Genomic DNA, 24,292 nt, shown 5'->3' with positions numbered 1-24,292 from the left:
CAGAAGTGACCCACTAACCCCCGGGATTTCCATCCAAACCTGACCCACGTACTAACCCTAACCTGCTGCTTTGTTGAGCAGCAGGAGACCAGGAGTGATAGACGTGGCAACACTGAGTGTCATCAGGCGCTGGGCCCTGCGAGAGCAGCTGTCCATCAGGGAGATCGCCCGCCGCACGGGCCTCTCGCGCAACACCATCCGCAAGTACCTGCGCGCCGGCGAGGCCGAGCCGCACTATGCCAAGCGGGTCAGTCCATCCAAGCTCGATCCCTTCGCCTTGAAGCTCGCCGGCTGGCTCAAGACGGAAGCGGGCCGGTCCCGCAAGCAGCGGCGCACCGTCAAGCAGATGTACGCCGATCTGCGGGGCCTGGGCTATACCGGCTCCTACAACCGCGTAGCGGCCTTTGCCCGCCTCTGGCACGAGCAGCGCCTTGTGGCCCAGCAGACCACCGGCCGCGGCACCTTCGTTCCCCTGGCCTTCGGTCCGGGTGAGGCTTTCCAGTTCGACTGGAGCGAGGACTGGGCTGTTCTCGCCGGCGTGCGCACCAAGCTGCAGGTGGCTCACTTCAAACTCAGTCACAGCCGGGCGTTCTACCTGCGTGCCTATCTTCTGCAGACGCACGAGATGCTGTTCGATGCCCACAACCATGCGTTCGTCGTGCTGGGCGGTGTGCCCCGCCGAGGCATCTACGACAACATGCGCACCGCCGTAGACCGCGTGCGCCGGGGCAAGGAGAGAGATGTCAACGCACGCTTTGCTGCCATGGTCAGTCACTTCCTGTTCGAGGCAGAGTTCTGCAACCCGGCTTCGGGCTGGGAGAAGGGCCAGGTAGAGAAGAACGTGCGCGACGCCCGCCATCGCCTGTGGCAGGTGGTGCCGCCATTCCCGAGCCTGCCCGATCTCAATGCCTGGCTTGAGGAGCGCTGCGTGGCGCTGTGGCACGAGATCGAGCACGGCAAGCTGCCGGGCACCGTCGCGGATGTCTGGGCCGAGGAGCGGGCAGCCTTGATGCCTGTGCCAAGGCTCTTCGATGGCTTTGTGGAGCACACCAAGCGCGTCTCGCCCACCTGCCTGGTCCACTTCGAGCGCAATCGCTACAGCGTGCCGGCACCGTATGCCAATCGGCCGGTGAGCCTGCGGGTCTACGCGGATCGCCTGGTGGTCGCCGCCGAAGGCCAGATCGTGTGCGAGCACCAGCGTCTGATCGAGCGTAACCACCATGGTGCGGGACAGACCGTGTACGACTGGCGCCACTACTTGGCGGTGCTGCAGCGCAAACCAGGAGCTTTGCGCAACGGCGCTCCGTTCCTAGAACTGCCAGCGGCCTTCAAGCGACTGCACGCCACCTTGCTCAAGCAACCCGGCGGCGACCGGGAGATGGTGGAGGTTCTGGCTCTGGTGCTGCACCACGATGAACAAGCTGTGCTCGCTGCAGTGGAGTTGGCACTGGAGTCAGGGGCTGCCAGCAAGACCCACATCCTGAACGTGCTCCACCGCCTGCTGGACGGTAAGCCCGCCCCAGCACCGGTCACCTCGCCCCAGGCCCTCAAGCTGTCTGTGGAACCCCAGGCCAACGTGCTGCGCTATGACCAATTGAGGGAGGTGCGCTATGCGTCATGACCCTGCCATCGCTTCCATCGTGATCATGCTGCGCGAGCTCAAGATGCACGGCATGGCCCAGGCGGTTGCGGAACTGGCTGAGCAAGGTGCGCCGGCCTTCGAGGCAGCACAGCCCATCCTGTCCCAACTGCTCAAGGCTGAGACCGCCGAGCGGGAGGTGCGCTCGGTTGCTTACCAATTGAAGGTGGCCAGGTTCCCCGCGTACCGGGACCTGGCAGGCTTCGACTTCGGCCACAGTGAGGTGAACGAGGCACTGGTGCACCAGTTGCACCGGTGTGAGTTCCTGGAGGATGCCAACAACGTGGTGCTGGTGGGCGGGCCGGGCACAGGCAAGACCCACATTGCCACAGCCCTCGGAGTGCAAGCCATTGAACACCATCACCGAAGGGTGCGGTTCTTCTCCACGGTAGAGTTGGTCAATGCGCTGGAAGAAGAGAAGGCCCAAGGCAAGACAGGGCAGATGGCCCACCGGCTTGCATATGTGGATCTGGTGATTCTGGACGAGTTGGGCTACCTGCCGTTCAGTGCATCAGGAGGCGCCTTGCTGTTCCACCTGCTGTCCAAACTCTACGAGCGCACCAGCGTCGTGATCACCACCAACCTGAGCTTCAGCGAATGGGCCAGTGTGTTCGGGGATGCCAAGATGACCACGGCATTGCTGGACCGGCTCACGCATCACTGCCATATTCTTGAGACCGGCAATGACAGCTACCGGTTCAAGAATAGCTCCGCACAGCAACCACCACAGACCACCAAGAAGGAGAAGGCGACCAAGAACTTATCCACAACGTGAGCGCAAAGCTCACGAACCAGGGTGGGTCAAGATTCGATGGAAATGGTGGGTCAGCTTTGCGTGGAAATCAACAACATCCCGATCACCAACTTGCACTTGCACTTTGACGCCGTCGATGTGGCCGCGCTAGCTGTCGGCAACGGCTCTGTGGACTGGGAAACTTTGAAGGCCATTGCCGCCGAGCGGCTCATGGAGCTTCTTCACTTGCTCTGGAGTCCACGTGCGGGCCGGATCTATTCAACTTTCTCCTCGGATCTGAAGCTAAGTTGGGATATCTCAAGTGATAGCGAGCGCGTCGAGATGAGGCGCGTTTTGGATAGTTTCTCCCCACCAGCGTTTGACGCGTGGATGGATAAGCCGCCGAGGCCTGATGCAGAGACCCTGTCGGATCTGAGAGACCTTTCTGCGAGCCAGGTGCATCGGATACTTTTTGGACTTGCGGCCGACACAGAATTTCTTCGCGCGGATAGATTGGAGGCATGGAGTCTTGATTTATCAAGTGCAACGCTCGCTCTGCACGCATTTGCATGGGCGAATCGATATGAAATATTTGTCCATCACGTAGAGCCAGAAGCGATCTACTTGGATGCGCTGGAGTCACTCTTCTATAGAGATGGCGACGCTGAAGATATGCTCCAATTTCTTTCCCGTGCCCATGAATTGGGGCGGTTTGCGTGGACCCCGGGGTCTTATGAAAAGCTCGTCTGTGCGAGGTCAACGTACGAAGCCTTTTTGTCGGATCTTGGCGTCTCGCCTGCGATGGTGAGCGCTGCGATCATGGGCTGTGAAGCAGCGCATCCCATCATTGTGAAAAAGAATTGAAACGCGCAAGCTGCGTCAGATATTGGTATCTGTCCGAAAGTAGGTTTTCCCGTGAACGCAGCTACTGAGGACCGACGTTCAGAGCGTTCACGACCGCCAGGAACAAATGCCCGCACATGAAAAGTCCACACTATGAATCACTGGGAAGGCGGATGCGGGAGTACCACCGCATGCACCCCTGGCGCCTGTCGGAAGGCGGCCTTTTCATCCCCCATGCCTATTGGAATATGACGGAGACAAGCCTGTCGTGGTGGGACGATGTGGGCTTCATCCTCAATGGACGACGCATCATCGTCTGGTGGCGACACCCTCGGCATGTCTACTGGGAGCAAATCGAGTCGCAGGCCTGGGAAGAGGCTGGAGACGATCCCCATGATCGCTGGCTCTTTGAAGGTGGCACCAAGAACTACAAGAAGGTTGGAAAAACCGGCAGGCGCAAGATGACCTTGCCCCTGTTTCGTGTAGCTCTTAACCCACGGTTCACGCGGCCTTTTTACGCTGTGCCTCGTACCAGCGTTGCTCGAACTGCATGGGCTGAGGTAGCCCAGCGAGGAATGAAGCCGGCGGTGATTGTAGAAAGCCATCCAGTCCATCACAGCCTGTTTGGCCTGCTCTCGCGTGGCGAACTTGTGTCCATGCACGCTGGCCGTTTTCAGGCGGCCCCAGAAGCTCTCGGTCGGCGCGTTGTCCCAGCAGTTGCCCTTCCTGCTCATCGAGGAACGCATCTTCCAGTCTTTCAAAGCATCCTGGAATTCGCCGCTGCAATACTGGCTGCCCCTGTCGCTGTGGAATATCAGACCAGTCGGCGGGCGCCGCCGCCACCACGCCATGGCCAGCGCGTCCTTGACCAGGCCCGCCTGCATGTGCGGCTGCAGGCTCCAGCCCACCACCTGACGGCTGAACAGGTCGATGACCGCAGCCAGGTACAGCCAGCCCTCGTCGGTGGCGATGTAGGTGATGTCTCCACTCCACAGCTGGTTGGGTGCCTCGGGGGTAAAGCGCCGCTGCACCAAGTCTGGTGCCACCGGCAGACTGTGGCGGCTGTCGGTGGTGACCACAAACTTGCGCTTGGTTCTGGCACGGATACCGTGCTGCTGCATCAACTTGCGCACCCTGTCCTTGCCCACCCGGATGCCCCTGGCCAGCAGTTCCTTGTGCATCCGAGGCCAGCCGTATTCCCCCTTGACCTCGGCGTGGATGGCGCGGATGTGTGCCAGCAGTGCTTCGTCGCTGTGGCGCCCGCCGGGCCTGCCAGCGATGTCCTGTGGGCGGCGCAGCCAGTTGAAGTAGCCGCTGGCGCTGACCTCCAGCACGCCGCAGGAGACGCTCACCGGGTACTGCTGCCTCATTTGGTGAATCCAGGCGTACCTCGCAGCGTGTCCTGCGCGAAGTACGCCGCGGCTTTTTTTGCGATGTCGCGCTCCATCCTCAGGCGCGCAACTTCCGCTCGCAAACGCGCTATCTCCATCTGCTCGGGCGAGACCCCCACGGCCTTGTTATCGCCCCCAGCGCCGCTCAACGCGCCTTTGGCTGCCTGGCGAACCCAATTGCCCAGACTGGCCTTGGGGATCCCCAACACCTTGGCCACCACAGCAATGGCCTGACCGGCGCTCACCTGGCGGACCGCCTCCAACTTGAACTCCTGCGTGTACTGCGCACGCACCTGCTTTGCTGCTGTCATTCCTTGACTCCTTGTCGGTATTTTCAACAAGGACTAAGAACTCCACTTTTCAGGGGCAAGGTCAGTCATGGATGCCCCTTGGCTGTTCACTTCGCATAGGGAGGATTGGTATCGTAGACACGCCATCCCACACAATGACCCCCAGTCCAGAGAACGTTGTGTCAACCTGGGTATGAATCCTATGGAGGAGCGCCTTGAGCTTAGTTTTAGGCTCCATGGACTCTGGGGGCTTAGAAATCATGTGATTGGGTGGGCACGAGTTGCGTGGCGTATTGTCCGCCAGTATCTCCCGCATGCTCGTAGCGAACGCCAGTAGGCTTACGCCACATCTCGTGGTAGATCTGATGTTGGCCGGAGCACAGGAACCATTTTTATACCCAGCAACTTTAACCGGCACCATACCCTGGTCTGGTCAAGTAGACACGGAACGCATGGTCACCTTGCAGTGTACTTTGTGGTCAAGTGCATCTAGCTTCCGCAGCAATATACCTCTGCCGTCACATGCCTCCTGTATGGCCACTAAGACAATTGCTTTTAAAACGGTTGGTCCTGTGGGTAATCGTCAATTTAGTCACTTTTGCTGCATCACTTAATTGATGTCTCACTTTTTAGGTTCAGCCGACGAGTGAATTACGCCCTGTCGTCATAATTTATGTGTTTGATGGTGCTGTAAATGCCGTCGTGGCCCCCTCGAAGTTCTAGGCGCTGAGGAGGTCGGGTTCGTCGGGGGCGGAATATCAGCATCGGCGGCAAGCCGCCTCCGCAGAGCAGTTGAAGGATTTTAGTCAGATGATTATTCGCGATATTTGACTAGAAGATGTCGCTTGTATTAATTCAGAGGTTTTAAGTCGACTCGGTTGAGGCGGTGTAATCGGGCTATCTGCTCTGGGTCTGTGTTAAAAGATTCACGAATTGCTTGACGACTTAATCCGCTTGAAAGCAAATCGATTGCAGAGCGCGCGTGTTCCCTGTTACGGGAAGTCGTGTTGAGCCCTGCCGCTAGCAGAACTGTTGTAGGCGTCATATTTGTCTCTGCAAGAGCTAACGCTTGTGCTGCCCACAGTGCCAATCTACGATCTTTGTCGGCGTTGATTTTGCTTATCATCGTGTGCAGCCTACTGCCGGGTGGGGTTGCTCTGGTAATTGAAGAAACTCCTCTTGATGATAGTTGAGAAAGTCTTGATCTGGTGATCTTATGAGGGCGCCGTTCTATGCGAATCGCCTTCATTAATGCGAATACGAGGTCTCTTTCAATGTCATCTATTTTTGGATTTTTATGTTCTTTTTTTCTGTTGGTGGGAGTGCTCAAATTTTTGGAGGCAGGGATTTTTGCTGATGTAAGTTTGGTGATCGGTTTGAGTGGGGGGGCTGTAAAATCTGATGGGCTTAATTTTGCGGTGCTTATCAGCCAGTTCTGGTCCCTTACAATTGCTCTAAAGAGGGGGCGCGATGCACTGGCGAATATTTTTTTAAAATCTCCATTCTTCTTTAATAGTCGACCTAACTTCTTTCTATCGCTCTCAATCGGCGGCAGTGTTTTCAACTTTGGACACCATCTTTTAATCGAATCTGGATGATGGATCCTCAGGAGCCAGTAGAGTCGAGGGTGAGATCTCTGGAATTTCGTAGCCACCTCGCCTGGGTATGCTTTTGAAAAGTTCAGGAGGACTTCTTCGGCGTGCTTCAAACCGTAGACGTACTTCGGACTCCTTTGCTTGATGTGAATGCCGACAGTTCTATTTTTTGAAATTAATAGTGCGGATTCGTCGAAGGTTAGTCCAGCGGCAGTGAAGAGGGATGCAAAGTCCTCAGCTTTAAACCTCCCCAAATCCAGATTGAGTCTGAGATGGCAGTCGCTGCTCGGCGGCGCGATAACGAATTTGTGAGGAGAAATGCTGATTGGCTTACCGTAAACTTTGATAAGAGATTTGATATATCCTGTGGAGAAGTCATGCGGCGATAGTCCAAGAGCTTCGCTGGCGGCGGACTTGACTTGAGCGTGCGACCACAGTGAATTTTTAGAAAAAATTGAATCCGCACAAAATTTACTCAATCGCTTGAAGGCACTGCTTACTGGCGATTTTCTGACCGGCAATGACCGTAGATCCGCGCCGCATTCGCAGACGATGGGCATAGGTCGAAGTACCATTCTGTTAATTGGCACAACAAGCATTTTGCACTTGGGGCATGAAATTCTTAACCATTCTTCATGAACTGTGCATGTCAATGCGGGCTGCATCTGATGAATTCGATGAAGATAGGGCTCACCGTATTTTTTGAAGTCCTCATCAAGACAGGATGGACAGAAACGCACAGCGGGTTGGTGATTGCAAGGAATGAATCCAAGGGACCGAAGTCTCCCACTTCGTGTTCCATACCCCGCTGTCTCTAGGTCCAGCGGTCTCTTGTGAGCCGTGTTGAATACTCGAAAGAATTGACTTGTAGTTAACCTATCGGTGACTTCATTTCCTGGTAGCCCCATTTGATCGGTGATGAATGCTACGACTGCAGGATGAGGCGGGCTTGCCTGATAAATTGAAAGATTGGGACTGAGGTGGGCTACAGAATTTGATATTTTTCGAAAAACACTCTCACCATTGTGAACTACAAATCTTGTGAGAACCGAGCACAGAACTTCGTCTGGGTAAGGGGTGGGAACGTATGGCAGGAATACCATGAAGGGGCTTAGAGAGTTAGTTGGTGCCCAAGACCTTTAGGTGTGCTCGTTGATTCGTCGTTGAGCGTACGCGATAAGGTCCGCAGGCCATATACGAAGGCCTGCAGCACGCTGAATTTTCCATAATTTAATGTCGGACTCTCGTTGCACTAAAAAATCGATTGCGAAGTTAACCCTCCGAATTCTGAACGACTCAGGTGTCTCCGAAAAACGTGATAAGAGCGCCTTAAAGTGGGGTAGTTTGTCGCGGCGCCATTGAGAGGATTGCCCCAGCCCTGAGCAAAGCCGAGCTACTGAGATTCGCATGGGTGGTTCAGCCCTTAATAGCAAGATCATCCTAGTGAGAACTTTCGAGCAGAGCTCCTGATCTCGGGCCGGCCAATTCACCGTACCACGCGTGCTCACCGATTTGCGATATTGCGCATTGGAAGTAAGTAGCCAACTGCGATCATGTCGATAGAGCCAAGCATAGTCAGAAAAGCCCAGAGACCTTGCTTTGGAGATTCCCTCAACGCCAGGCGTTTTTAACACTCCCATCCACCGGTCACGCCGAGACGTTCGTTGTGCCATGAAAAGTGAACGTTGGCGGTGCAGTTTGGTGCCCTTCTCGTACGCTAATTCCCGATATATAGTTTGCACGGAAACCCCATTACGAAGGGCAATAGACTGCAATTCCAAACCTGACAACAAGTCGTGCCCTATCGAAGTTCGAGTTTGGGCGCCGACGAATTTACGACGCTCTTTCACTTCGATTTTTCGCTGTCTACGATACTTGACGATGGTGCCGACACTCTTGCCCGTTTGTTGAGCTATCTGACGGCAGGACAATGACGGGTTGCGTAGGAGATGTTCTATTTCAAGGCCTGGTACTTGTAGGGATTTCTTTGTCTCACCACGAGGAATCGCGTGCGCACTTCCTCGTGTCGCTTCGCGTGAAGACCGCTCTGCGTCAACTGCCAAGCTGAACTCTGCTATGGAGCCAAATAAAAAATCAATCATCAGCAGGTGGCATATCGGATGCAATGAGCGGTCAGGACGCTCAACCAGATCTTCAATCCAGCGCAAAGGACTTCTGGCGGTCTGCAGCAGTCGTGATTGATGCTGAAAGTTAGCGAAGTCGGCAAAGTAGTGCCTCACCTCAGTTGCAACTAATTGGTAGTCGAGGCTTCGACGGCTCGACTGAAAGCCTTTTGCCGACAGGCGGTTTCGATATACGTTGGTGCGATCGGCTTTGTTTATCGGCGGTAGTGCTGCCAGCAGGAGATCCGCTGATAGTTGCGCAAATCGGAATTGAAAACCACATTCAGGGGTTATGCATTCCTCGCCGCTAGGAAGGCCTGGATACATTAGGGGTTGGCCAAATAGGCCTTCCTTTGGGACACTTTGTTGTTGCAACTGCAGAGAATGGCGGACGCAGCAGTTCACTCCGGGTAGATGGTGCTGCCGATGCCAGTAGTGGCAGCCGTTCATCTCAATATCTTCGGCTACACATGCGGGGCAAAAGCGGTGTGGCGTGTTGATTCCGAACCGGTTTGCAACGAGACCAAGCCGCAGTTTCAAGTCAAGGGAGTTACTTGAGCGCGAGTCCTCCATTAGTTGTGCATAGCGCTCGTGATCCAAGAACGGCCTGTGATACGGTAGCAGCGTACTGGCTTCCATAAGAGCGGCGAAAGAGTCGTGTGGCAGCGCCCCCGCGTATCGCTCGTTCATGGCATCGAAGTGAGTGGGAAGGGTAAGGCTGGGTGTAACCGTCCTGCCACCAAAAATTTTCCTCACTGCGTCTCGGCCCGTTCCCCACGCATTCAAGATTGCTAACCTGCACAGCCATGAATACAGCAGTTCGTCATGGAGCAGCTCAGGCGTGTAGCAGATAGTTGTTGAAGCGAGGCGAGCGCGGTGCACGTTTGCTAACTCCAGTCAATCAGCAAGTAGTCTCAGCGGGCCAGCGGATCCTCTAAGGGGAGGTCAACCGGCCGAGGCGAGGCCCTTTTTTTGTTCTTTGTCGCAGCGGGACTGGGGGGCACGCTCTCTTCGTGTACATCGTCAAACTCATCGTTTTTTACCCCTTTGGGTCGAGCAGGCTCCTCTGCCCCAAGCAGGGCGCGCATAGCTTTGTACCTAGGACTGAACAGCAGATCGTCAAACATTCGAAGCTTTGCAGGGTTCTTGCTGAGCAAGGCTGCAATTGCCGGTCCAAGAAATGCCATGTCAGTCGCCGCGGTTCGCTGAAACGCAGTAGCGTCGATAATTTCGCGCCCGCCAATCTCATTGTGCTGAGATAGTGTGAACGCGAGCGCCGCGAAGGCCGTATTTCCCGCTGAGGCCGTGTACCAAGCATCAAGGATTTCTTTCGTCAGCTTTGTCTTTGTCTTGACAAACGTATAGTCCCAATACGTATCGCAGAATTCTTCCCACTGAGGGCTATTCCTTGCCATCGGCTCAATTACCAAGCTCCCGAAGGAAGCGAGTTTGCGGGTGTTTCGTACCGCTCCTTCTACGACAGCTTGGACCGCTGGTGTTGCAAGCGCCAACAAGCTAATGCCGAGCCGCTCAATGATTTCACTGAATAGGTTTAGTACAAGCTCCGCATTTTGGGCGCGCGCGCTGCGCAAATTCTGAACTTCATCAACGACAATAAAGCCCAAGGAGACAGCTGTTGCGACTTTGTTCATCAAGTCGACCATGGGCGCAATATTGCGTAGCGCTGCCGCCTTCCGCGAATAGTCGGTTCCTAGCAGTCGGTCGATCTCGTTGAAGAATTGCAGGCACAACGACTTGAGTGTTGCGTCGTGAGGCACTCTGAGAAGAACGTATACGACCTGATGGCATTTCAGATCAGCTCCGTGATAATTCGAGTGGCAAATAACCTGCTTGTATCTCAGCAAAGCTGCAGCTGCGAAAGTAGTCTTGCCTTGCCCGCTAACAGACATCATGAAGTAGCCTTTAGCCGAAGGTTTCCAGTCAGCGGGCATTGGTAGACCATTGGTTCCGGTGGTGGCAATGGCGTGCCTCCTCTGCCGGTCCATCGTAGTCAAAGGGTGGCGCGCTACATAAGTGTCGCGGGCCATCTTGGCCAGGGTGAAGCCAGCCTTTTGATATTCAGGGAAAGGGTAGACGATGTCGTTGATGGTGGACAGCTCCATCAGTCGAACGACCTCGCTACTCCTGCGAAGCGTTGCCGACGGCTTCGCTGGGTAGTGCGCGAGGTTAGTCAGAAAGTCACTTTTGCTTTGCTCCAGAGGCGGCATTGCCTCAATGAACGGATTGCCTGCAAATCGAGAAACTCCTGTATCGTGATACACCGCAGGGAATATCTCAACATCCTTCATCGCTTGCTCCTGTTTAGCTTCACTAGTTCTACCAATCGAGCCTTCTCCTCTCGCTCCACTTCACTCCAGCTTTTCCCAACGGACGCACTGGCCGTGTGCTCTTCGAACTCTGTGTGTGTTTGGGCATGCAACTTGTTTTTGAGTTTTGCGGTTTCTTGATACCTAGCTCGTTGCATATCAACATTAGGTAAACGTTCGGCGTGGGCGCTCTTATGCCGGTTGTTGACAGGCTTGGCCGCCTTTGCGGCAACCCGTACGCGTCGACTTTCATGGTCGGAGCGGGCCCAAAGGCGTGCATTGACAGCCGCGAAGGCCTCCTCCTCGTCAATTGAAATTCCTTCGCTGTCCCTTGCGTCACCAGCGCCCATCACGAAACACGGCCATTCGCCGTGTCTGCTCGCTATCATGATTACCGCTGGCTGCGTCTTGTCGAGTCGGATGTCCAGAGAAGGCCTGTTTCTGGGCGATCGCCTGATGTAGTCGATTGCGGCCTCGTTAGAGGGATGATATGCACGAGTCTTGTAGCGAAGAACACCTCCTGAAATACTCGCTTTATCTGAATTGAGTAACAGTCGGTAATAGTCTTCTTCCGTGTACGGTGCAGACCGAAGTCCCGTTATGTTTTCGAGTCCCCAAACATACGCATTTTTCGGCGTAGGTTCGATGCCGTGTTGTGTAAGGATTTTTCGACGCTTGAGGGCTTGATGGGGACGGTTGTTGTAGTCCTTCACAATTTCGATTAACGCTCGGTACGCATCCGCAAGTGTGTGCACTGCAGCAGCTTCAGCCTTACGTGCGGCCCTTCTTGATTGAGGATCTAAGGGACGGTCTGCGTAAACACCTTTCATCCCCGATGCCGCCATGCGCTGCTTGATAGTGCGGATTAGCCTCTCTACTATTGCTTTGCCGTCTGGGCATAGAGGGGGGAGTGGCGTCAGGTCGATGCGCAGATCATCGACCACGCTTTGCAACATAGATCCACTCATGAAGTCGGATCCACGATCAGGACAGATAACGGCTGGAATGCAGCCTATAGGCCATTGATTGTCAGAAACTTCTATGCCCAATCTCGAGAAGCGTTTTTCGCGAGAGGTAAATGCAATTAAGAGCGTATTGCGAACTTCCTCGTACGAAGGCGCGCGCAAAGAGATGTACGCTGAGACGACAAATCTACTCCACCGGTCAATTAGGAAGTAAATGGTTGGTTTGCCTACCACTACAGGATTTTTTTCGCTGGAGACTAGGTAGAGTCGCCCTCCGGTAGAATCGATCTCATATATTTCACCTGGACCTGCCGAAACTAGCGAGTTGGTGTTGGCAGGGTCACGACGAAGCCTGCGCTCATTTCGTGCTAAGTCTTCCGTAAGCTGCAACTCACCATTTATGTAGTAGCAAAACTGGCGATAGGTTACTGGCTCTGATATCTGTTTTTTTATGTACTGGCGATAAGTATCAGGGTGGCTCTTCTGGAAAAAAGTGCTTAAGTAGGTTTCGTGCGCAGTGGTCTTATTTGTTGGCCCCTTTCTGAGCAATTGCTTATAGCATCTGAGCATGTCGTCGACATCATCCGGAGTGACAACAAAATTATTAGGACCTAGTTCATCGCTCAGAATAGTTTTCCGGCCGCGGCGATTATTGGCCTTATCCGGAATTTCGCCATTTGCATGGTCTTTTTCACCTGACTCTTCACGACCCCTCGTGGTGCGCTTGGGGCCGCGAGGCAGTGCAACCAGTGCTATTTTTGTGCTGCCGAAGTAGTAGTAACGAAGGATGAGACGGTGCAGCGTCTTTTCCGCAACGTCTATGCTTAAAGCTCTCTCTCGAATTAAGGCGGTAAAGTGATGTCTCGATAGGTTCGTCCTATTTTCAAATGCTTGTATTACAGGCGCGATCTGGACCCATGCTGATTGAATTTTTCCTGCCTGAGAACTACCGCTTTCGGCTGGCACGGAGAGCTGTTGTGGAAGTACTATGCGACCCCATTTCGATGTAGGTGAGGTGAGCGCGCTAAGTTGATTCCAAGAATAGAAAATCGGTCGTTTGGCATACCTGGCTTCTTCGGGTGTGCCCACCCACATCGCATATACCCCATCCTCAAAAATATGAGTTAGGCGAAGATACCGACCTGGTCGTTCGGAGTCATGCAGTGCCAAGCCTACATGAAGGGTTGGCTGATTGGGTAGCGCACGAAAATCAGTCATCGCTTCTTCTGATTCAAAAACAGTGGTCGATTGAGCGCCAACGGATGACCAAGCGAGATATCTATTTGACCTGACCAAGCACAGTACCGAAACATGTCCAGCACCTGCGAATTGGGGAGTCGAAGAGTCTTGGTGAGCCTTGCCACTAACTCACTGAGCAACTCGTTGCTTTTGTAGAAGCTCTCGAAAGCAAGTAAGAAGCGTGGATCAAGTTGTGTTTCCGGATTGAAACGATGGCGAAACCACCCACGCATGAAGCGCAGGATTTCAAGTAGTGTCTTATTGAAGCGCGACGTATCTACCAACGTCCAAGGTATGCCTCGTTCTTGACACCATCTGTGCTCCACCTCTAAACGCAATCTCTTTGACGGATCGGCCGCATCTTCAGAAGTCTTAACGCTCGCTGCACGGTAGCTCTTTCCGTCCGCCGTCAGTTCCGTGATCAGAAAGTCGATCGTGAAGGGCTCCGGCAACCCTCTCTTATATATGTGTCGAACCTCAAGTTCCGTACAGAGCTCTAGAGTCCTATCCAAATCCAAGATAGGCCATTGCTCTCGAATGTCCACCACACTCTCACGACGTTCCATAAGGTACAGATAGGTGGCCTCCAGATCGGAAAGACCTTGATGCGGGCGACCCGTAACGATGCCATGCCCACCCAACGAAGTGCCGCGTGAAGGAACGTCGCGTATGTAAAGCCAAGGCAGGTACTCGGCGCCCTGGAGCAGGCCTCGTCCCCTCTTGACGCGTGCTCTTAAATGGCTGGGGTAGAGGAGGGGGTCTGGTTTCCAATGCACGCGTCCATTCTGAGGGAATCACCAAAAAAGTCCATAAAAATTGTTTAAAAAGTCCAAAACATTAGTCGAATAAGGGCTATGCTGTGCCTCGCCGCTCAGCGTGGCGGCGGAAAGGCGCGGAGTGGCTGTGTTGACGCCCCCGCAGGCTTTCAGCTGGCGGCCATCCACAGCACCAGGATGCCTGCCCCCACCCCTGCGGGGATGCCAAAGCGTTCCAGCGTCGAGGCGGGCTCGCCCGCAATCACCTCCACCGGCACGGTCGTGCGCTCGATCACCTGGTTGGTGACCGAATGCTCCACCAGGCGCACCAGCGAACTCTTGCGCGCGGTGCTCATGACGATGCAGTCGCACCCCAGCCGACGCGCCACGGCCACGATGCAGTCGGCCTTGTCGCCGACTTCGTAGTGGACGGTGTAGGGAGCACCGGCAGCATCCAGCGCCAGCCGCACGGGCGCCAGCGCCAGATCGGCCTGCTCCCGGTGGAAATCGGCCCGGTCGCTTTTGTTGGTGAAGTCGCTCACATGCCTGGAGAACGGCGGCTGCACGTTGAGCACATGGATTTCCAGGTGCCGGTTTTTCTCAAACTCACTGATCACATGGCGAATGCCATGCTGGGATTTGGGTGAGCCATCGGTGGGGACAAGGACTCTCAACATGGTGGCCTCCTTCTTCATCGGCGGTTCGGTGGTGCTGCGCGTGGCCGCAAGCAGCAGGGCTGGGCGAGGCTTCACGATAGTTCTGCTGCCGGTTTGTAGAAGCAGATAATGGAGAAGCAACAGTTCTAAAAAACCGGAAAGACGCCGGAGAACAGCGAGCCATGGGTCCCGACTTCAGCTATCGGCATCTCTACTACTTCTGGGTGGTGGCCAAAGAAGGGGGGATTGCGCGCGCCGCAGAACGCCTGGGCATGGCCGTGCAGACCGTGAGCACGCAGGTGCGGGAGCTGGAACGCTCGCTGGGTTATGCCCTGCTCAAGCCCGCAGGTCGCGGTGTGGCACTCACGGACGCTGGGTTTGCAGCCATGCGGCAGGCCGAGCAGATTTTCCAGCTGGGTGAGCAACTACCGGCCGCCGTGCGGGATGCCGTGGGGTCTCCCACCGTGCGCCTGGTGGTCGGGATTTCCGACGAGTTGCCCAAGCTGGCCGTGCGCAGCCTGATGCAACCTGTGATGCAGGAACCCAACCTGCGGCTGCTGTGCCTGGTGGACGAGTTCGAGGACCTGCTGGGCGACCTGGCACTGCATCGCCTCGACGTGGTGCTGGCCGACCGGGCCGCGCCGCCCAACCCCAACCTGAAGGTCTACAGCCACTTGCTGGACACCTCGCCCTTGGCCTGGTATGCGCCTGCATCGTTGTATGCGGCTGCCCGCCGGGGGTTTCCGCAGTCCCTGCGACAGGTGCCCGTGTTGCTGCCCACCCACCATGCCGCAGTGCGCGCCCGCATCGACCAGTGGTTCGAGCGCATGGCCATCAAGCCGCAGGTGATGGGTGAGTTTGAGGACAGCGCCTTGCTCAAGACCTTTGCCGCTGCGGGCATGGGGGTGTTTCCGATGGCGGACCTGGTGCACGACGATCTGACGGCCCGGTATGGCGTGAAGCGGGTAGGGGCCTGCGACGGGGTGGAGGAGCATTTCTTTGCGATAGGTGCGCACAAGAAGGTGCTGCATCCGTTGGTGGAGCGGTGGCTGTTGGCCAGGCGGTAGCGGCTGGCGCTGGTTTGCCCGGTGCAGGGCCCATGGATGCCCATTGCTGATGCTTGCTATTAAATGTGTAGCAAATAATTGATATGGGTCGCGCGGAAAGGCTGTTTTTCTTTGAATTCTTGGCGCTGCGGGCGGCACTGAGGCTCGCACGGCGGGTTCACGGCGCCGCTGGCCCCGGCCGGTGACAATAGCGCCCCGTCTGCGACATGGCCCCGAATACATGACACATCCCCCCGCCAGGAGCTGGAACAGCCAGTGGTTCGTGCCCACCGGCGAACAACAGCAGGTACTTCAATCCAACGCACCGGCCATCATCATCAGCGCGCTGGCAGGCACGGGCAAAACCACCACCCTGTGCATGAAGGCCTGCCAGCTGCTGGCGGGCCTGGGCCCCGAGGGGCGCATTCTGGTGCTGGCCTATTCCCGTGCGGGGGTGACGGCGCTGCGCGACCGGTTGCTCAAGCTGCACGGCGCGGTGCCTGCCAGCTTGGAGATCCTGACCATCGAGCAGCTCAGCGAGCAGGTGCTGCGGGCCCAGGGCGATCCGGTGGTCAAGCTCGACGACCCGGTCCAGCGGCGCTTTTTGATCCTGCAGGCCCAGCAGGCGCTGCGCCAGGAGCTGGCGCGCAGCCCGGACCCGGATGCCGATGCCGTGATGGCGCACGATGTGGACATCGATGCGTTTCTCGCGTTCGAGGCCCTGGCCAAGAAGCGGCGGCTGGACCACCAACGCGACGGCGAAGAGGGGAGCCTGCGGGACTTTTGTGCAGCGCAGGACCTGGACTACAACCTGTACCGCCTGCTGCGCCAGTACGAGCGCATGCGCGTGGGCCTGAACCATGAACCCCGCTTCTATGCGGAGGGCGACTGCAGCTTCGAGCTGAGCCGCCAGCTGGACCTGCTGGGCTGGGACCAGCCTTGCGAGCCGCTGCAAGGGCGCTATGGCGCTGTGCTGTTTGACGAGCTGCACGACCTGGACGAAGGTGCTCTCACGATTCTGCGCAAGCTGGTGCAGAGCGACAACGGCGTGTTTGTGGGCGCGGGCGACTTCAACCAGCACATCCACGAAGGCGCGTTCTCGGTGTTTGGCGGGGCGTTGCAGCACCTGCGGGACAGCCTGCCCACGGGCATGGAGGTCCTGCGCATCAACACCACGCGCCGGTTCGGCGCGGAGATATGCGCAGCCCTCAACCCCTTGTTCGGGGTGGAGTTTGCGTGTGCGCCGCAGAGTTCAGACTCGTTCGTGCACCAACGCTACGACACGGATGCGCAGTGTGCGCAGCAGCTGGTGGAGTTGCACGCCCAGATCGTCCAGAGCTGGGGTGGCTTGCGCGCAGTCCAGACCGCCAAGACCGACAGGAGCACGCACAGTGCGCTCAACGTGGTGCTGCGCAACCCGCAGGACAGCATCCTGCTGGAATGGGTGTTTGGGCACGAAGGGGTGCACTACGGTTGCCAGGGGATGGGTGCCTTCTACCTGCGCCGCGAGGTGGCCCTGGTGCTGTGCCTGCTGTGGGCGCTGCAGGGCGACAGTGCCGCTGGGCGGACCCTGACCCCCGGGATCGTGGCGGCCGGTATCCAGGGGCTGTTGCACTACGGCCGCCGCAATGCCCGGCCCGATGCCGTGGACCCCGATGTGCTGGCCCAGGGCGAGTTTGACGATGCGGGCTGGACGCTGGGGCCGGGGGCCAGCGAAAGCCAGCAGCTGGCGGCAACCCTGCATGGCAATGCGCTGCAGATGCAGCGCTACATCGTGCACGGCACCCTGGACCGCCAGGCCCCGCCGCTGGCAGATGCCTGCGCCCAGGCCATGGCGCTGCCGCCCGGCCTGCGGGCCGATGCGGGGGCTTTTTTTCGCTATGCCGGAGTGCGCCGCATTTTTGAAGATGCCGCCATCCATGGCGTAGAGCGCCAAGCCTGCCTGGCCAGTCTGGAGCAACTGGCTGGGCTGGCACAGGGCATGCCCGCGAGCGAGTTTTTGGGGCGCCTGACGCTCATGGCGACCGCCAGCATTGCGATGTACCAGCGCAAGGAGCCGGTCACCCTGCGCCTGCTGAGCGTTGAGGCGTGCAAGGGGCGCGAGTTCATGTTTGTCGCCCTGCCGTTTGTGGAGCGCGGGCGGTTTCCGGGGCCTGCCGCGCAAGCAGAGGCCTACCGGGAGCGCAACATGCTGTATGTGGCAATGACCCGTGCGCGCACGGCGCTGTGGCTGCTGGAGAGCGCTGCGCGGCCCGTGAGCCCGGGGCCCGTGTAGCCGTCTGCGACAGCGGCGGTGGCCAGATGCAGGCTCAGGCCTTGGAGCGCCCCTTGCGCGCGGGTCGGGCGGCCGGTGGCGCTGATCGGGTGCCCGCCTGGTCGAGCCACAGCAAGCTGTCTACCTGTGACATGAAGCGCCGCAGGTAGTCGGGCGACAGCGAGCGCATCAGGCTCAGCGTACGCAGCATGAGCTTGTGTGCGTTAAGCGGCCCTGCGTTTTCGGGCCCACGGTGCAGGGCCTGCACCACCTGCTGCTCGGCCGAGATCTTGGACCAGACCTCACCAAACTGCTGCACGCTTTTCATGTCTGGCAAGTGGGTGCCGCTGTGGGGCAGCAGATCCGCCTCGGCGGCAGCGGTGTCGGCCGATGCCCGGGCCCGCAGCTCGCGGTTGAGCCGGGTCAGCGGGGATTCCGCAGTGGCCTGCAGGCAAGCCTTGGCGCCGGGTTTAACCCCGGCAGGTGGCATGGGCTGCACCCGCAGGGCGTAGGCGGCCACGGCCTGTTGCAGGCGCTGCGCCAGCACCCGCTGCACGGCCTCGGGCTGGCCTGGCAGGCGCTGGGCCAGCACCTCCAGGTAGTGAAAGCGGGCCGGGTCGTGGTGGTGCGCGCCCTGGGCCCGCAACGCGTCGAGCGTGGGCTCTCCAGGCAGCTCACTCATGGCGCCGGGGTGAGGTGTTCGATGCCTTGGGCACCGGGGCCATTTCCACGCGCCGGTTCTGTGCGCGGCCTTTTTCATCGGCGTTGTCGGCCACGGGCTGTTCGGCGCCAAAAGCGGCGGCAAACACCTGCGACGAAGGCATGCCTTCGTCGATGAGGGCGCGGGCCACGGTAAGGGCCCGCTGGGCCGACAGTTCCAGGTTGTCCGCAAAGCGCTGGTGCGGGCCGCGCAGCAGTGTGGTGTTGTCGGTGAAGCCGCTCACCATCAGCATCTCGTCGCGCTCGCGCAGGTACACCTGCAGGGGCTGCACCAGGCTCTTGAGCAGCTGGCGGCCTTCGGGGCGCAGCTCGTCGGAGCCCGTGGCAAACAGCACGCTGCCACTGATGCCGATGCGGCCGTTGTTCACCGTGACACGGCCACTGGCCAGCGGGATGGCCAGGGCTTTCTCCAGCGCCATGCGGCGTTGCTCCTCCTGCTGGCGCTTTTCCACTTCCTGCTTGAGGCTGGCCACCAGGTCGATCTGCACCACCAGCACCCCGGCCAGGATCAGCACAAACGCGCCCAGCAAACCCGCCATGAGGTCGCCAAACACCGCCCACACGGGGGCGGTGGGTTCGGCGTGGTCATCCTGGGTGTCGTCCAGGCCGGTCACGCGGCAGCTCCCTCAGAGGTTGCAGCCAGGCTGGCAGATCGGCCTGCGTTGCCGTGCAACCTGCGCAGGTCTTCCACAATGCCTTGTTGCGCGCTGATGCTCAGGTCGATCACCTCGCGGGCCTGGGCCACGTAGTAGGCCAGTTGCTCGTCGCTGCGGTTCATCGACTGGCTTATCGCGCCCTCGATGGTTTGCAGGCCCTCCATCAGCTTTTCATTGCTGGCGCTGAACAGGCCCACACCGTGGCCGAAGGCCTCGCCGAGGCTGGACAACTCCACCGCACTGGCGGCCACATGGGCGGCCACCTCGTCCACCTTGCCAGCCTGTGCGCCCAGCGCCTGGGCAAACTGCTCGCCCGCCTGTTCCAGCACCTGGGCGGCCGAACCGACCAGGGCATCGATGGCGGCGCGTTGCTGCACGGCGGCATCGTTGACGGCATGCAGCAGGGTGCCCAGCTGTTCCAGCATGGCGGTGCGCTCGGCCAGCGCGGTGTTGTCGCGTTCGCTCAGGCGCGTCATCTCCTGGCGCAGCTGGGTGATGACTTCGGCCGCTGCCTGCGGCACGTCAGACGCGGTCTGCAGCAGGCGCGTGAGCGGTGCCTCCAGTGCCGACCCGAGCGTGGCCAGGTGCTGGGCCACGGCCGCCTGCAGCGTGTCCAGGCGCTCCACGGCGGCCTGGCCGCGCTGGGCCTCGGCATCGCGCAGGGCCTGCAGCTCGGTGCGCCACACGATGGTGAGTTCGTCCATGCGCTGGCCCTGGGTTTGCACCCACTGGGCCTCGGTGGCAAGGCGGGTGCGCAGCAGTGCGTCTGACTGCTCCATCAGCGCTGCCGTGCTGCCCAGGGTGCGCTCCACCTGCTCGGTCATGCGTTCGGTGACCTGCGTGGCGGTGGCCTCCAGCGCCTGGCATACGCCCTGCTGCTGTGTCACGGCCTGCTCGCCCACGCGCTGCCATTCGGCCGTGAGGGCGCTGGCCATGCCGTCCATGGAGCGGCTCCAGGCCGCCAGGCGCTGCTGGTCGGTGGCGAGCTGGGTGGTGTGCGATTGGGCCACCGTCTCGTTCAGGGCATTCAGCCAGGCGCTGGAGCGCTGGTCCAGTGCCTCGCTGGCGCTGTGCAGGGTGTGCCCGATCTGCGTGGCTGTGCCTTCCAGTGCCTGGCAGGCCGCCTGCTGCTGCGCCACAGTCTGCGCCCCCACACGCTGCCATTCGGCGCTGAGGGTGCTGGCCAGGCCTTCCATCGTGCTGCTCCAGTTTTCCACGCGCTGCTGGTCGGCGGCCAGCTGGGCCGTGTGCGATTGCGCCACGGTGTCCTGCAGGGCGGCCAGCAAGGCGCCAGAGCGCTGGTCAAACGCCTGGGTGGCGCTTTGCAGGGTGTGGTCGATCTGTGCCGCCGCGCTCTCCAGCGCACGGCCCACGCCCTGCTGCTGCGCCACTGTCTGGGCGCTTGCCTGCTGCCATTCGGCGGCGAGAGATTGGGCCATGCCGTTCAGGCTGTCGCGCCAGCCTTCCAGGCGCTGTGCATCGGCGGCGGCCTGGGCCTGCTGCGATTGCGCGGCCGACGCCTGCAGCGATGCCAGCAGGGTGGTGGAGCGCTGGTCAAACGCCTGGGTCACGGTCTGCAGTGCCTGGTCGAGCTGGGTGACCAGGGTGGACTGGGCCTGGCCCTGGCTTTGCAGGGCGGTGGTCCAGGTGTCGGCCACCTGGCGTGCCGTGCCCTCCCACTGGCCCGACAGCGCCTGCATCTGCGCATCGGTGGTGGCGCGCAGGCGTTCGTGCGAGCGCTGTGCTTCCTGGGCCAGGGTCGCCATGGCCTGCTCGACCACGGGGCGGATGGCTTCTCCGGCCTGGCGCGCGCTGGCGCTCAGACTGTCTTGCAGCGAGGTGCCCACGGTGCTGGCCAGCTGGGTGTAAGCGGTGGCCGCTTCTTGGTGAAACCCTTGTTGCTGCGCCAGCAGCTGATTGCCCAGCTGCTCGCTGCGCCGTTCCAGCCCCTCCATCAGGGCTTGCAGGCGCTCTGCGATCAGGGGCATGGCCTGGGCCTGTGTCTGCAGGGCGTGCAGCATTTCGTCGCGCCGGTGGGCGGGCGAGAAGGGGCGGAACAGGGTGGGGATCTGCGCGTCCAGCAGGCGCACGGCCGAGAGCCGCTCGCGGCGACTCAACGCCGACAACAGGCCCAGCATGGCCGATGCGGCCACGCCGGCCACCGAGGTGCCGAACGACAGGCCCAGCCCCTTGATGGGGGCCGACAACGCGGCCCGGATCGACTCCAGGCTCGACGAGGTCTCCAGCGCAGACATGGTGCCGCTGAAGGTGATCACCATGCCGAGAAAGGTGCCCAGCATGCCCAGCATGACCAGCAGGCCCACCAGGTAGGGCGTGAGGGCCGGGCCCGGCAGTGCCACGCGTTCGCCTTCGATGCGCTGGCGCACGGGGTGGCGCAGTGCCGGCGCCAGGCGGCCCAGCCAGTCGTTCAGGTCTGGCAGCGGCGCGGACTGTGCAGAGCCGGTGGCCAGTGCACTGGTCAATGACTGGGTGGCAGCGCGGAATTGCCGCAATTCATAAGCCCCCAGCACGTAGACCGCGCCAATCACCGCCGTCATGGCCAGCGCCAGGGGGCTGCTTCCGACGAAGCCCCAGCCCACCCAACCCACGGCCGCAAGGCCCACGGCAAAGATGGAGGGCATCACACTCTTGTTCATTCCTGTTGTCCTGTTTTCTCGTTGTGGGCTGCTTCCAGCAGCCCCGTGATCGGTAGCATCCGCACTTGCATCTCGGCAAGCAGCAGCGCATGCATGTCCTGTTCAAACGCCCACAGCCAGCCGCCAGGCTGGCGCCAGCGGGGCGGTTCGTCGGCCTGGCCCCGGGCTTGCAGCGCCTGCTGGTGCATCTGGTGGCGGTAGGCCAGGCGCCGCTCCAGGTGGCCGGGCAGCGATGCCCACAGCCGCTGCTCGCGTGCGCCCAGCATCTGTTCCATGACGGCATCCAGTGCAGCCAGCTGCCGCAGGGCGGGGTTGCCCTTGGCGACGGCGTGGCGCACTTGGGCCCGCAGGGCCATCAGCCGCGTGTCCATCTGCTTTTGCCGGTCCAGGTAGCGGGGGCCATGGGCTGCAAAGTCTGCATCGGCCTCGGGATCGGGCATCTCCACGGGCGTGTTGTCTGCCCGCGCGCGCAGGGGCTTGGGGGTGGCAGCCGGGGCTGTGAGCAGTGTGGACAGGTCAACCTGGGCCTTCTGGACAAAACGGTCCAGCGCAGCCAGGTCCATGGCGGGCCCCGGCGCCGCACCCGCGCGCCCTGTAGTTTCTGGCAAGGACTCGATGGCATGTAGCGCCCGGCTGAGCTGCACGGCATCCACCGTGCCCAGCCATTGGCTCAGCGTCTGTGCCACGTCCTGCTGCGGCGCAGGCGCAGCCCGCGGACCGTCCTCCCGCGCCCATTGCTGGAGCAGGACAACAAGGCGCGAGCTGTTGAGTCGGTGGTGCAGATACATCCCGTGGGGCCATTCACTGTGCTGGCACTGCGTCCCCGGATCGCTCCGGGCACAGGTGCATCAGGGAACGGGTCCCCAGTGGGCAAAGCCCGCTATTTTCGCAGGAACGCCGAACGGGCCCGTCCGGGCCGGGAGTGCGTTGCAGGTGTTACATGTCCCGAACCCCTTCGGCAGGAGGAAAAATGCCGAGCAACCTGGTTGGTGCGACGGGCCGCGGCAAGCGCCCCGCACCGATTGCGGAGTGGGTTGCGTTACGGGATGGAGCGGGGCGCCGGTGTGGCGGCCAGCCCTGTCGATATGCCGGGATTCAGTAGGTTTCCAGGTGCAGACGGCCCTCGCGCTGGAGGGTGGCGCCCACGGTGTCCCAGTCCAGCCCGGCCTCGCTGGCAATGTCACGCAGGGCCATCACCACGCCTTCTTCCATGCTTTTCAGGCCGCACACGTAGAAATGGCTGTTGTCGTCACGCAGCAGCGCTGCCAGGTCGGCGGCGCGTTCGCGCATCAGGTCCTGCACATAGCGCCGGGGCTGCCCGGCCGTGCGCGAGAACGCGAGGTTGATGTCGATGAAATCCTTGGGCAGGTTTTGCAAGGGGCCGAAGTAGGGCAGCTCTTGCTGCGTGCGTGCGCCAAAGAACAGCATGAGCTTGCCGCCCTCGAACTTCCCGCTACTGCGCAAGCGCCGGCGCCATTCGGTCATCGCGCGCATGGGGGCGCTGCCGGTGCCGGTGCAGATCATCACGATGTGCGAACGCGGGTGGTTGGGCATGAGGAAGGAGCTGCCAAACGGCCCGACCACCTGCACCTTGTCGCCCACTTTCAGGTCGCAGATGTAGTTGGAGGCGATTCCCTGCACGGGAAGGCCGTCATAGTCCTGCGTCACGCGTTTTACCGTCAGGGCCAGGTTGTTGTACCCGGGCCGCTCGCCGTTGCGCGGGCTGGCAATCGAGTACTGGCGCGCGTGGTGCGCCTTTCCCAGCGCGTCAGTGCCTGGCGGGATGATGCCGATGGACTGCCCCTCCAGCACCGGGAACGGCATGCTACCGAAGTCCAGCACCACGTGGTGGGTCTCGCTCTCGAAGCCCGCCTCGGTGCAGTTGAAGTTGCCAACCACCGTGGCCGTGGTGGGGCTTTTTGGCGGGAACAGGTTGGTATAGGGATGCGCGGCCGACCAGGGCGGCAGGGTGGCACCGTACTGCGCAGATCGGAACACCTGCGTGCCGGGCTCCCCGGGGGCGACGGAGGGCGATGGCGCCTCGGTCCCTTCGGCCGAAGGGACTGCGCCCTCGGTAGCAAGATCCTCTTGCGATAGTTCGGGCGGCAGCTCTTCCCAGGTGAGCTGCTCTTCGATCGTGTACGCGCGTGCCAGGGGCATGGTGCGCCAGTTGTCGATGGATCCTGTGGGGCAGGGCGAGATACAGGCCATGCAGGCGTTGCACACATCCGCCCGGACCACATAGTTGTTGTCGTCGTGGGTGATGGCGCCCACCGGGCAGGTGGCTTCACAGGTATTGCAGCGGATGCAGATTTCGGGGTCGATCAGGTGCTGCTTGATCACCGAGTGTGCGACGGCCTGGTCCATGGGGTTCTCCAGATGTCCCCCTGGCCTGCGGGCGCA

At 59.9% G+C, this 24,292-nt stretch carries 16 protein-coding genes and 2 pseudogenes; 5 read left to right on the top strand and 13 right to left on the bottom strand.

Annotated elements, in window-relative coordinates:
• Positions 1 to 94: 94 nt before the first annotated feature.
• Genes istA through ACSQ3O_RS22775 form a run of 3 tightly spaced genes read left to right on the top strand, consistent with a single transcriptional unit; the run spans position 95 to position 3,236 of the window.
• The gene (gene istA / locus ACSQ3O_RS22785; RefSeq protein WP_436138811.1) at positions 95 to 1,621 is read left to right on the top strand and encodes an IS21 family transposase; all 1,527 of its coding nucleotides are present in this window, start codon (positions 95 to 97) and stop codon (positions 1,619 to 1,621) included.
• The gene (gene istB, locus ACSQ3O_RS22780) at positions 1,611 to 2,414 is read left to right on the top strand and encodes an IS21-like element ISThsp10 family helper ATPase IstB (protein ID WP_436138810.1); all 804 of its coding nucleotides are present in this window, start codon (positions 1,611 to 1,613) and stop codon (positions 2,412 to 2,414) included. Before istA ends, istB begins: the two co-directional genes overlap by 11 nt.
• 60 nt (positions 2,415 to 2,474) lie before the next feature.
• Complete coding sequence (locus tag ACSQ3O_RS22775; RefSeq protein WP_436140581.1) at positions 2,475 to 3,236, top strand: hypothetical protein; 762 nt, start codon at positions 2,475 to 2,477, stop codon at positions 3,234 to 3,236.
• Positions 3,237 to 3,716: 480 nt separating this feature from the next.
• Here the strand turns inward: ACSQ3O_RS22775 and ACSQ3O_RS22770 are convergent.
• The 8 genes and pseudogenes from ACSQ3O_RS22770 to ACSQ3O_RS22735 all read right to left on the bottom strand — a co-directional run bounded on the left by ACSQ3O_RS22770 (position 3,717) and on the right by ACSQ3O_RS22735 (position 14,652).
• Positions 3,717 to 4,917: pseudogene (locus ACSQ3O_RS22770) on the bottom strand (IS3 family transposase).
• 829 nt (positions 4,918 to 5,746) lie between these two features.
• The gene (locus ACSQ3O_RS22765; RefSeq protein ID WP_436141181.1) at positions 5,747 to 7,051 is read right to left on the bottom strand and encodes a hypothetical protein; all 1,305 of its coding nucleotides are present in this window, start codon (positions 7,049 to 7,051) and stop codon (positions 5,747 to 5,749) included.
• An 84-nt stretch (positions 7,052 to 7,135) separates the two neighbouring features.
• Positions 7,136 to 7,594: pseudogene (locus tag ACSQ3O_RS22760) on the bottom strand (TniQ family protein); the annotation flags it as partial.
• Between the two features lie 36 nt (positions 7,595 to 7,630).
• Entirely contained in the window at positions 7,631 to 9,496 is a 1,866-nt protein-coding gene (locus ACSQ3O_RS22755) for a TnsD family Tn7-like transposition protein (RefSeq protein ID WP_436140580.1), read from the bottom strand.
• Positions 9,497 to 9,528: 32 nt separating this feature from the next.
• Complete coding sequence (locus ACSQ3O_RS22750; protein WP_056642864.1) at positions 9,529 to 10,923, bottom strand: ATP-binding protein; 1,395 nt, start codon at positions 10,921 to 10,923, stop codon at positions 9,529 to 9,531.
• Entirely contained in the window at positions 10,920 to 13,124 is a 2,205-nt protein-coding gene (locus ACSQ3O_RS22745) for a hypothetical protein (protein ID WP_436140579.1), read from the bottom strand. The genes ACSQ3O_RS22750 and ACSQ3O_RS22745 overlap by 4 nt, the downstream gene beginning before the upstream one ends.
• Positions 13,121 to 13,921, bottom strand: a complete 801-nt coding sequence (locus tag ACSQ3O_RS22740) for a TnsA endonuclease N-terminal domain-containing protein (protein ID WP_158603295.1) — start codon at positions 13,919 to 13,921, stop codon at positions 13,121 to 13,123. The genes ACSQ3O_RS22745 and ACSQ3O_RS22740 overlap by 4 nt, the downstream gene beginning before the upstream one ends.
• Before the next feature lie 149 nt (positions 13,922 to 14,070).
• Positions 14,071 to 14,652: a universal stress protein gene (locus ACSQ3O_RS22735; RefSeq protein ID WP_436140578.1), complete on the bottom strand. Its 582-nt coding sequence runs from the start codon at positions 14,650 to 14,652 to the stop codon at positions 14,071 to 14,073.
• An 86-nt stretch (positions 14,653 to 14,738) separates the two neighbouring features.
• Between ACSQ3O_RS22735 and ACSQ3O_RS22730 the strand changes: the two genes are divergently transcribed.
• Complete coding sequence (locus ACSQ3O_RS22730) at positions 14,739 to 15,623, top strand: LysR family transcriptional regulator (protein WP_436140577.1); 885 nt, start codon at positions 14,739 to 14,741, stop codon at positions 15,621 to 15,623.
• A gap of 220 nt (positions 15,624 to 15,843) precedes the next feature.
• Positions 15,844 to 17,877, top strand: a complete 2,034-nt coding sequence (locus tag ACSQ3O_RS22725) for a UvrD-helicase domain-containing protein (RefSeq protein WP_436140576.1) — start codon at positions 15,844 to 15,846, stop codon at positions 17,875 to 17,877.
• Positions 17,878 to 17,911: 34 nt separating this feature from the next.
• On the opposite strand, the gene ACSQ3O_RS22720 is transcribed toward ACSQ3O_RS22725, so the two are convergent.
• The 5 genes from ACSQ3O_RS22720 to boxA form a co-directional block, all read right to left on the bottom strand.
• A complete protein-coding gene (locus ACSQ3O_RS22720) occupies positions 17,912 to 18,538 on the bottom strand; it encodes a DUF2894 domain-containing protein (protein ID WP_436140575.1) in 627 nt (208 codons plus the stop codon).
• Positions 18,531 to 19,190, bottom strand: a complete 660-nt coding sequence (locus ACSQ3O_RS22715; RefSeq protein ID WP_436140574.1) for an OmpA family protein — start codon at positions 19,188 to 19,190, stop codon at positions 18,531 to 18,533. Before ACSQ3O_RS22715 ends, ACSQ3O_RS22720 begins: the two co-directional genes overlap by 8 nt.
• Complete coding sequence (locus ACSQ3O_RS22710; protein ID WP_436140573.1) at positions 19,187 to 21,889, bottom strand: DUF802 domain-containing protein; 2,703 nt, start codon at positions 21,887 to 21,889, stop codon at positions 19,187 to 19,189. Before ACSQ3O_RS22710 ends, ACSQ3O_RS22715 begins: the two co-directional genes overlap by 4 nt.
• Positions 21,886 to 22,677 carry a DUF3348 family protein gene (locus tag ACSQ3O_RS22705; RefSeq protein ID WP_436140572.1) on the bottom strand — a complete coding sequence of 264 codons (792 nt, stop codon included), beginning with the start codon at positions 22,675 to 22,677 and terminating at the stop codon, positions 21,886 to 21,888. Before ACSQ3O_RS22705 ends, ACSQ3O_RS22710 begins: the two co-directional genes overlap by 4 nt.
• A gap of 307 nt (positions 22,678 to 22,984) precedes the next feature.
• On the bottom strand, positions 22,985 to 24,256 hold the full coding sequence (gene boxA, locus ACSQ3O_RS22700; RefSeq protein WP_436140571.1) for a benzoyl-CoA 2,3-epoxidase subunit BoxA: 1,272 nt from the start codon (positions 24,254 to 24,256) through the stop codon (positions 22,985 to 22,987).
• Between the last annotated feature and the right edge of the window lie 36 nt (positions 24,257 to 24,292).

It is taken from the genome of Acidovorax sp. LjRoot74, assembly GCF_964254355.1.
Taxonomy (GTDB): Bacteria; Pseudomonadota; Gammaproteobacteria; order Burkholderiales; family Burkholderiaceae_C; genus Acidovorax.
The sequence above is the reverse complement of the archived record's forward strand: the minus strand, read 5'-3'. Positions and strand labels throughout refer to the sequence as shown.

Bases quoted from the DNA above. Each gene is read 5' to 3' on its own strand.
- istB (WP_436138810.1), top strand. From the start codon at position 1,611: ATGCGTCATGACCCTGCCATCGCTTCCATCGTGATCATGCTGCGCGAG.
- ACSQ3O_RS22765 (WP_436141181.1), bottom strand. From the start codon at position 7,051: ATGCCCATCGTCTGCGAATGCGGCGCGGATCTACGGTCATTGCCGGTC.
- ACSQ3O_RS22750 (WP_056642864.1), bottom strand. From the start codon at position 10,923: ATGAAGGATGTTGAGATATTCCCTGCGGTGTATCACGATACAGGAGTT.
- ACSQ3O_RS22745 (WP_436140579.1), bottom strand. From the start codon at position 13,124: ATGACTGATTTTCGTGCGCTACCCAATCAGCCAACCCTTCATGTAGGC.
- ACSQ3O_RS22730 (WP_436140577.1), top strand. From the start codon at position 14,739: ATGGGTCCCGACTTCAGCTATCGGCATCTCTACTACTTCTGGGTGGTG.
- ACSQ3O_RS22725 (WP_436140576.1), top strand. From the start codon at position 15,844: ATGACACATCCCCCCGCCAGGAGCTGGAACAGCCAGTGGTTCGTGCCC.
- ACSQ3O_RS22720 (WP_436140575.1), bottom strand. From the start codon at position 18,538: ATGAGTGAGCTGCCTGGAGAGCCCACGCTCGACGCGTTGCGGGCCCAG.
- ACSQ3O_RS22710 (WP_436140573.1), bottom strand. From the start codon at position 21,889: ATGAACAAGAGTGTGATGCCCTCCATCTTTGCCGTGGGCCTTGCGGCC.
- ACSQ3O_RS22705 (WP_436140572.1), bottom strand. From the start codon at position 22,677: ATGTATCTGCACCACCGACTCAACAGCTCGCGCCTTGTTGTCCTGCTC.
- boxA (WP_436140571.1), bottom strand. From the start codon at position 24,256: ATGGACCAGGCCGTCGCACACTCGGTGATCAAGCAGCACCTGATCGAC.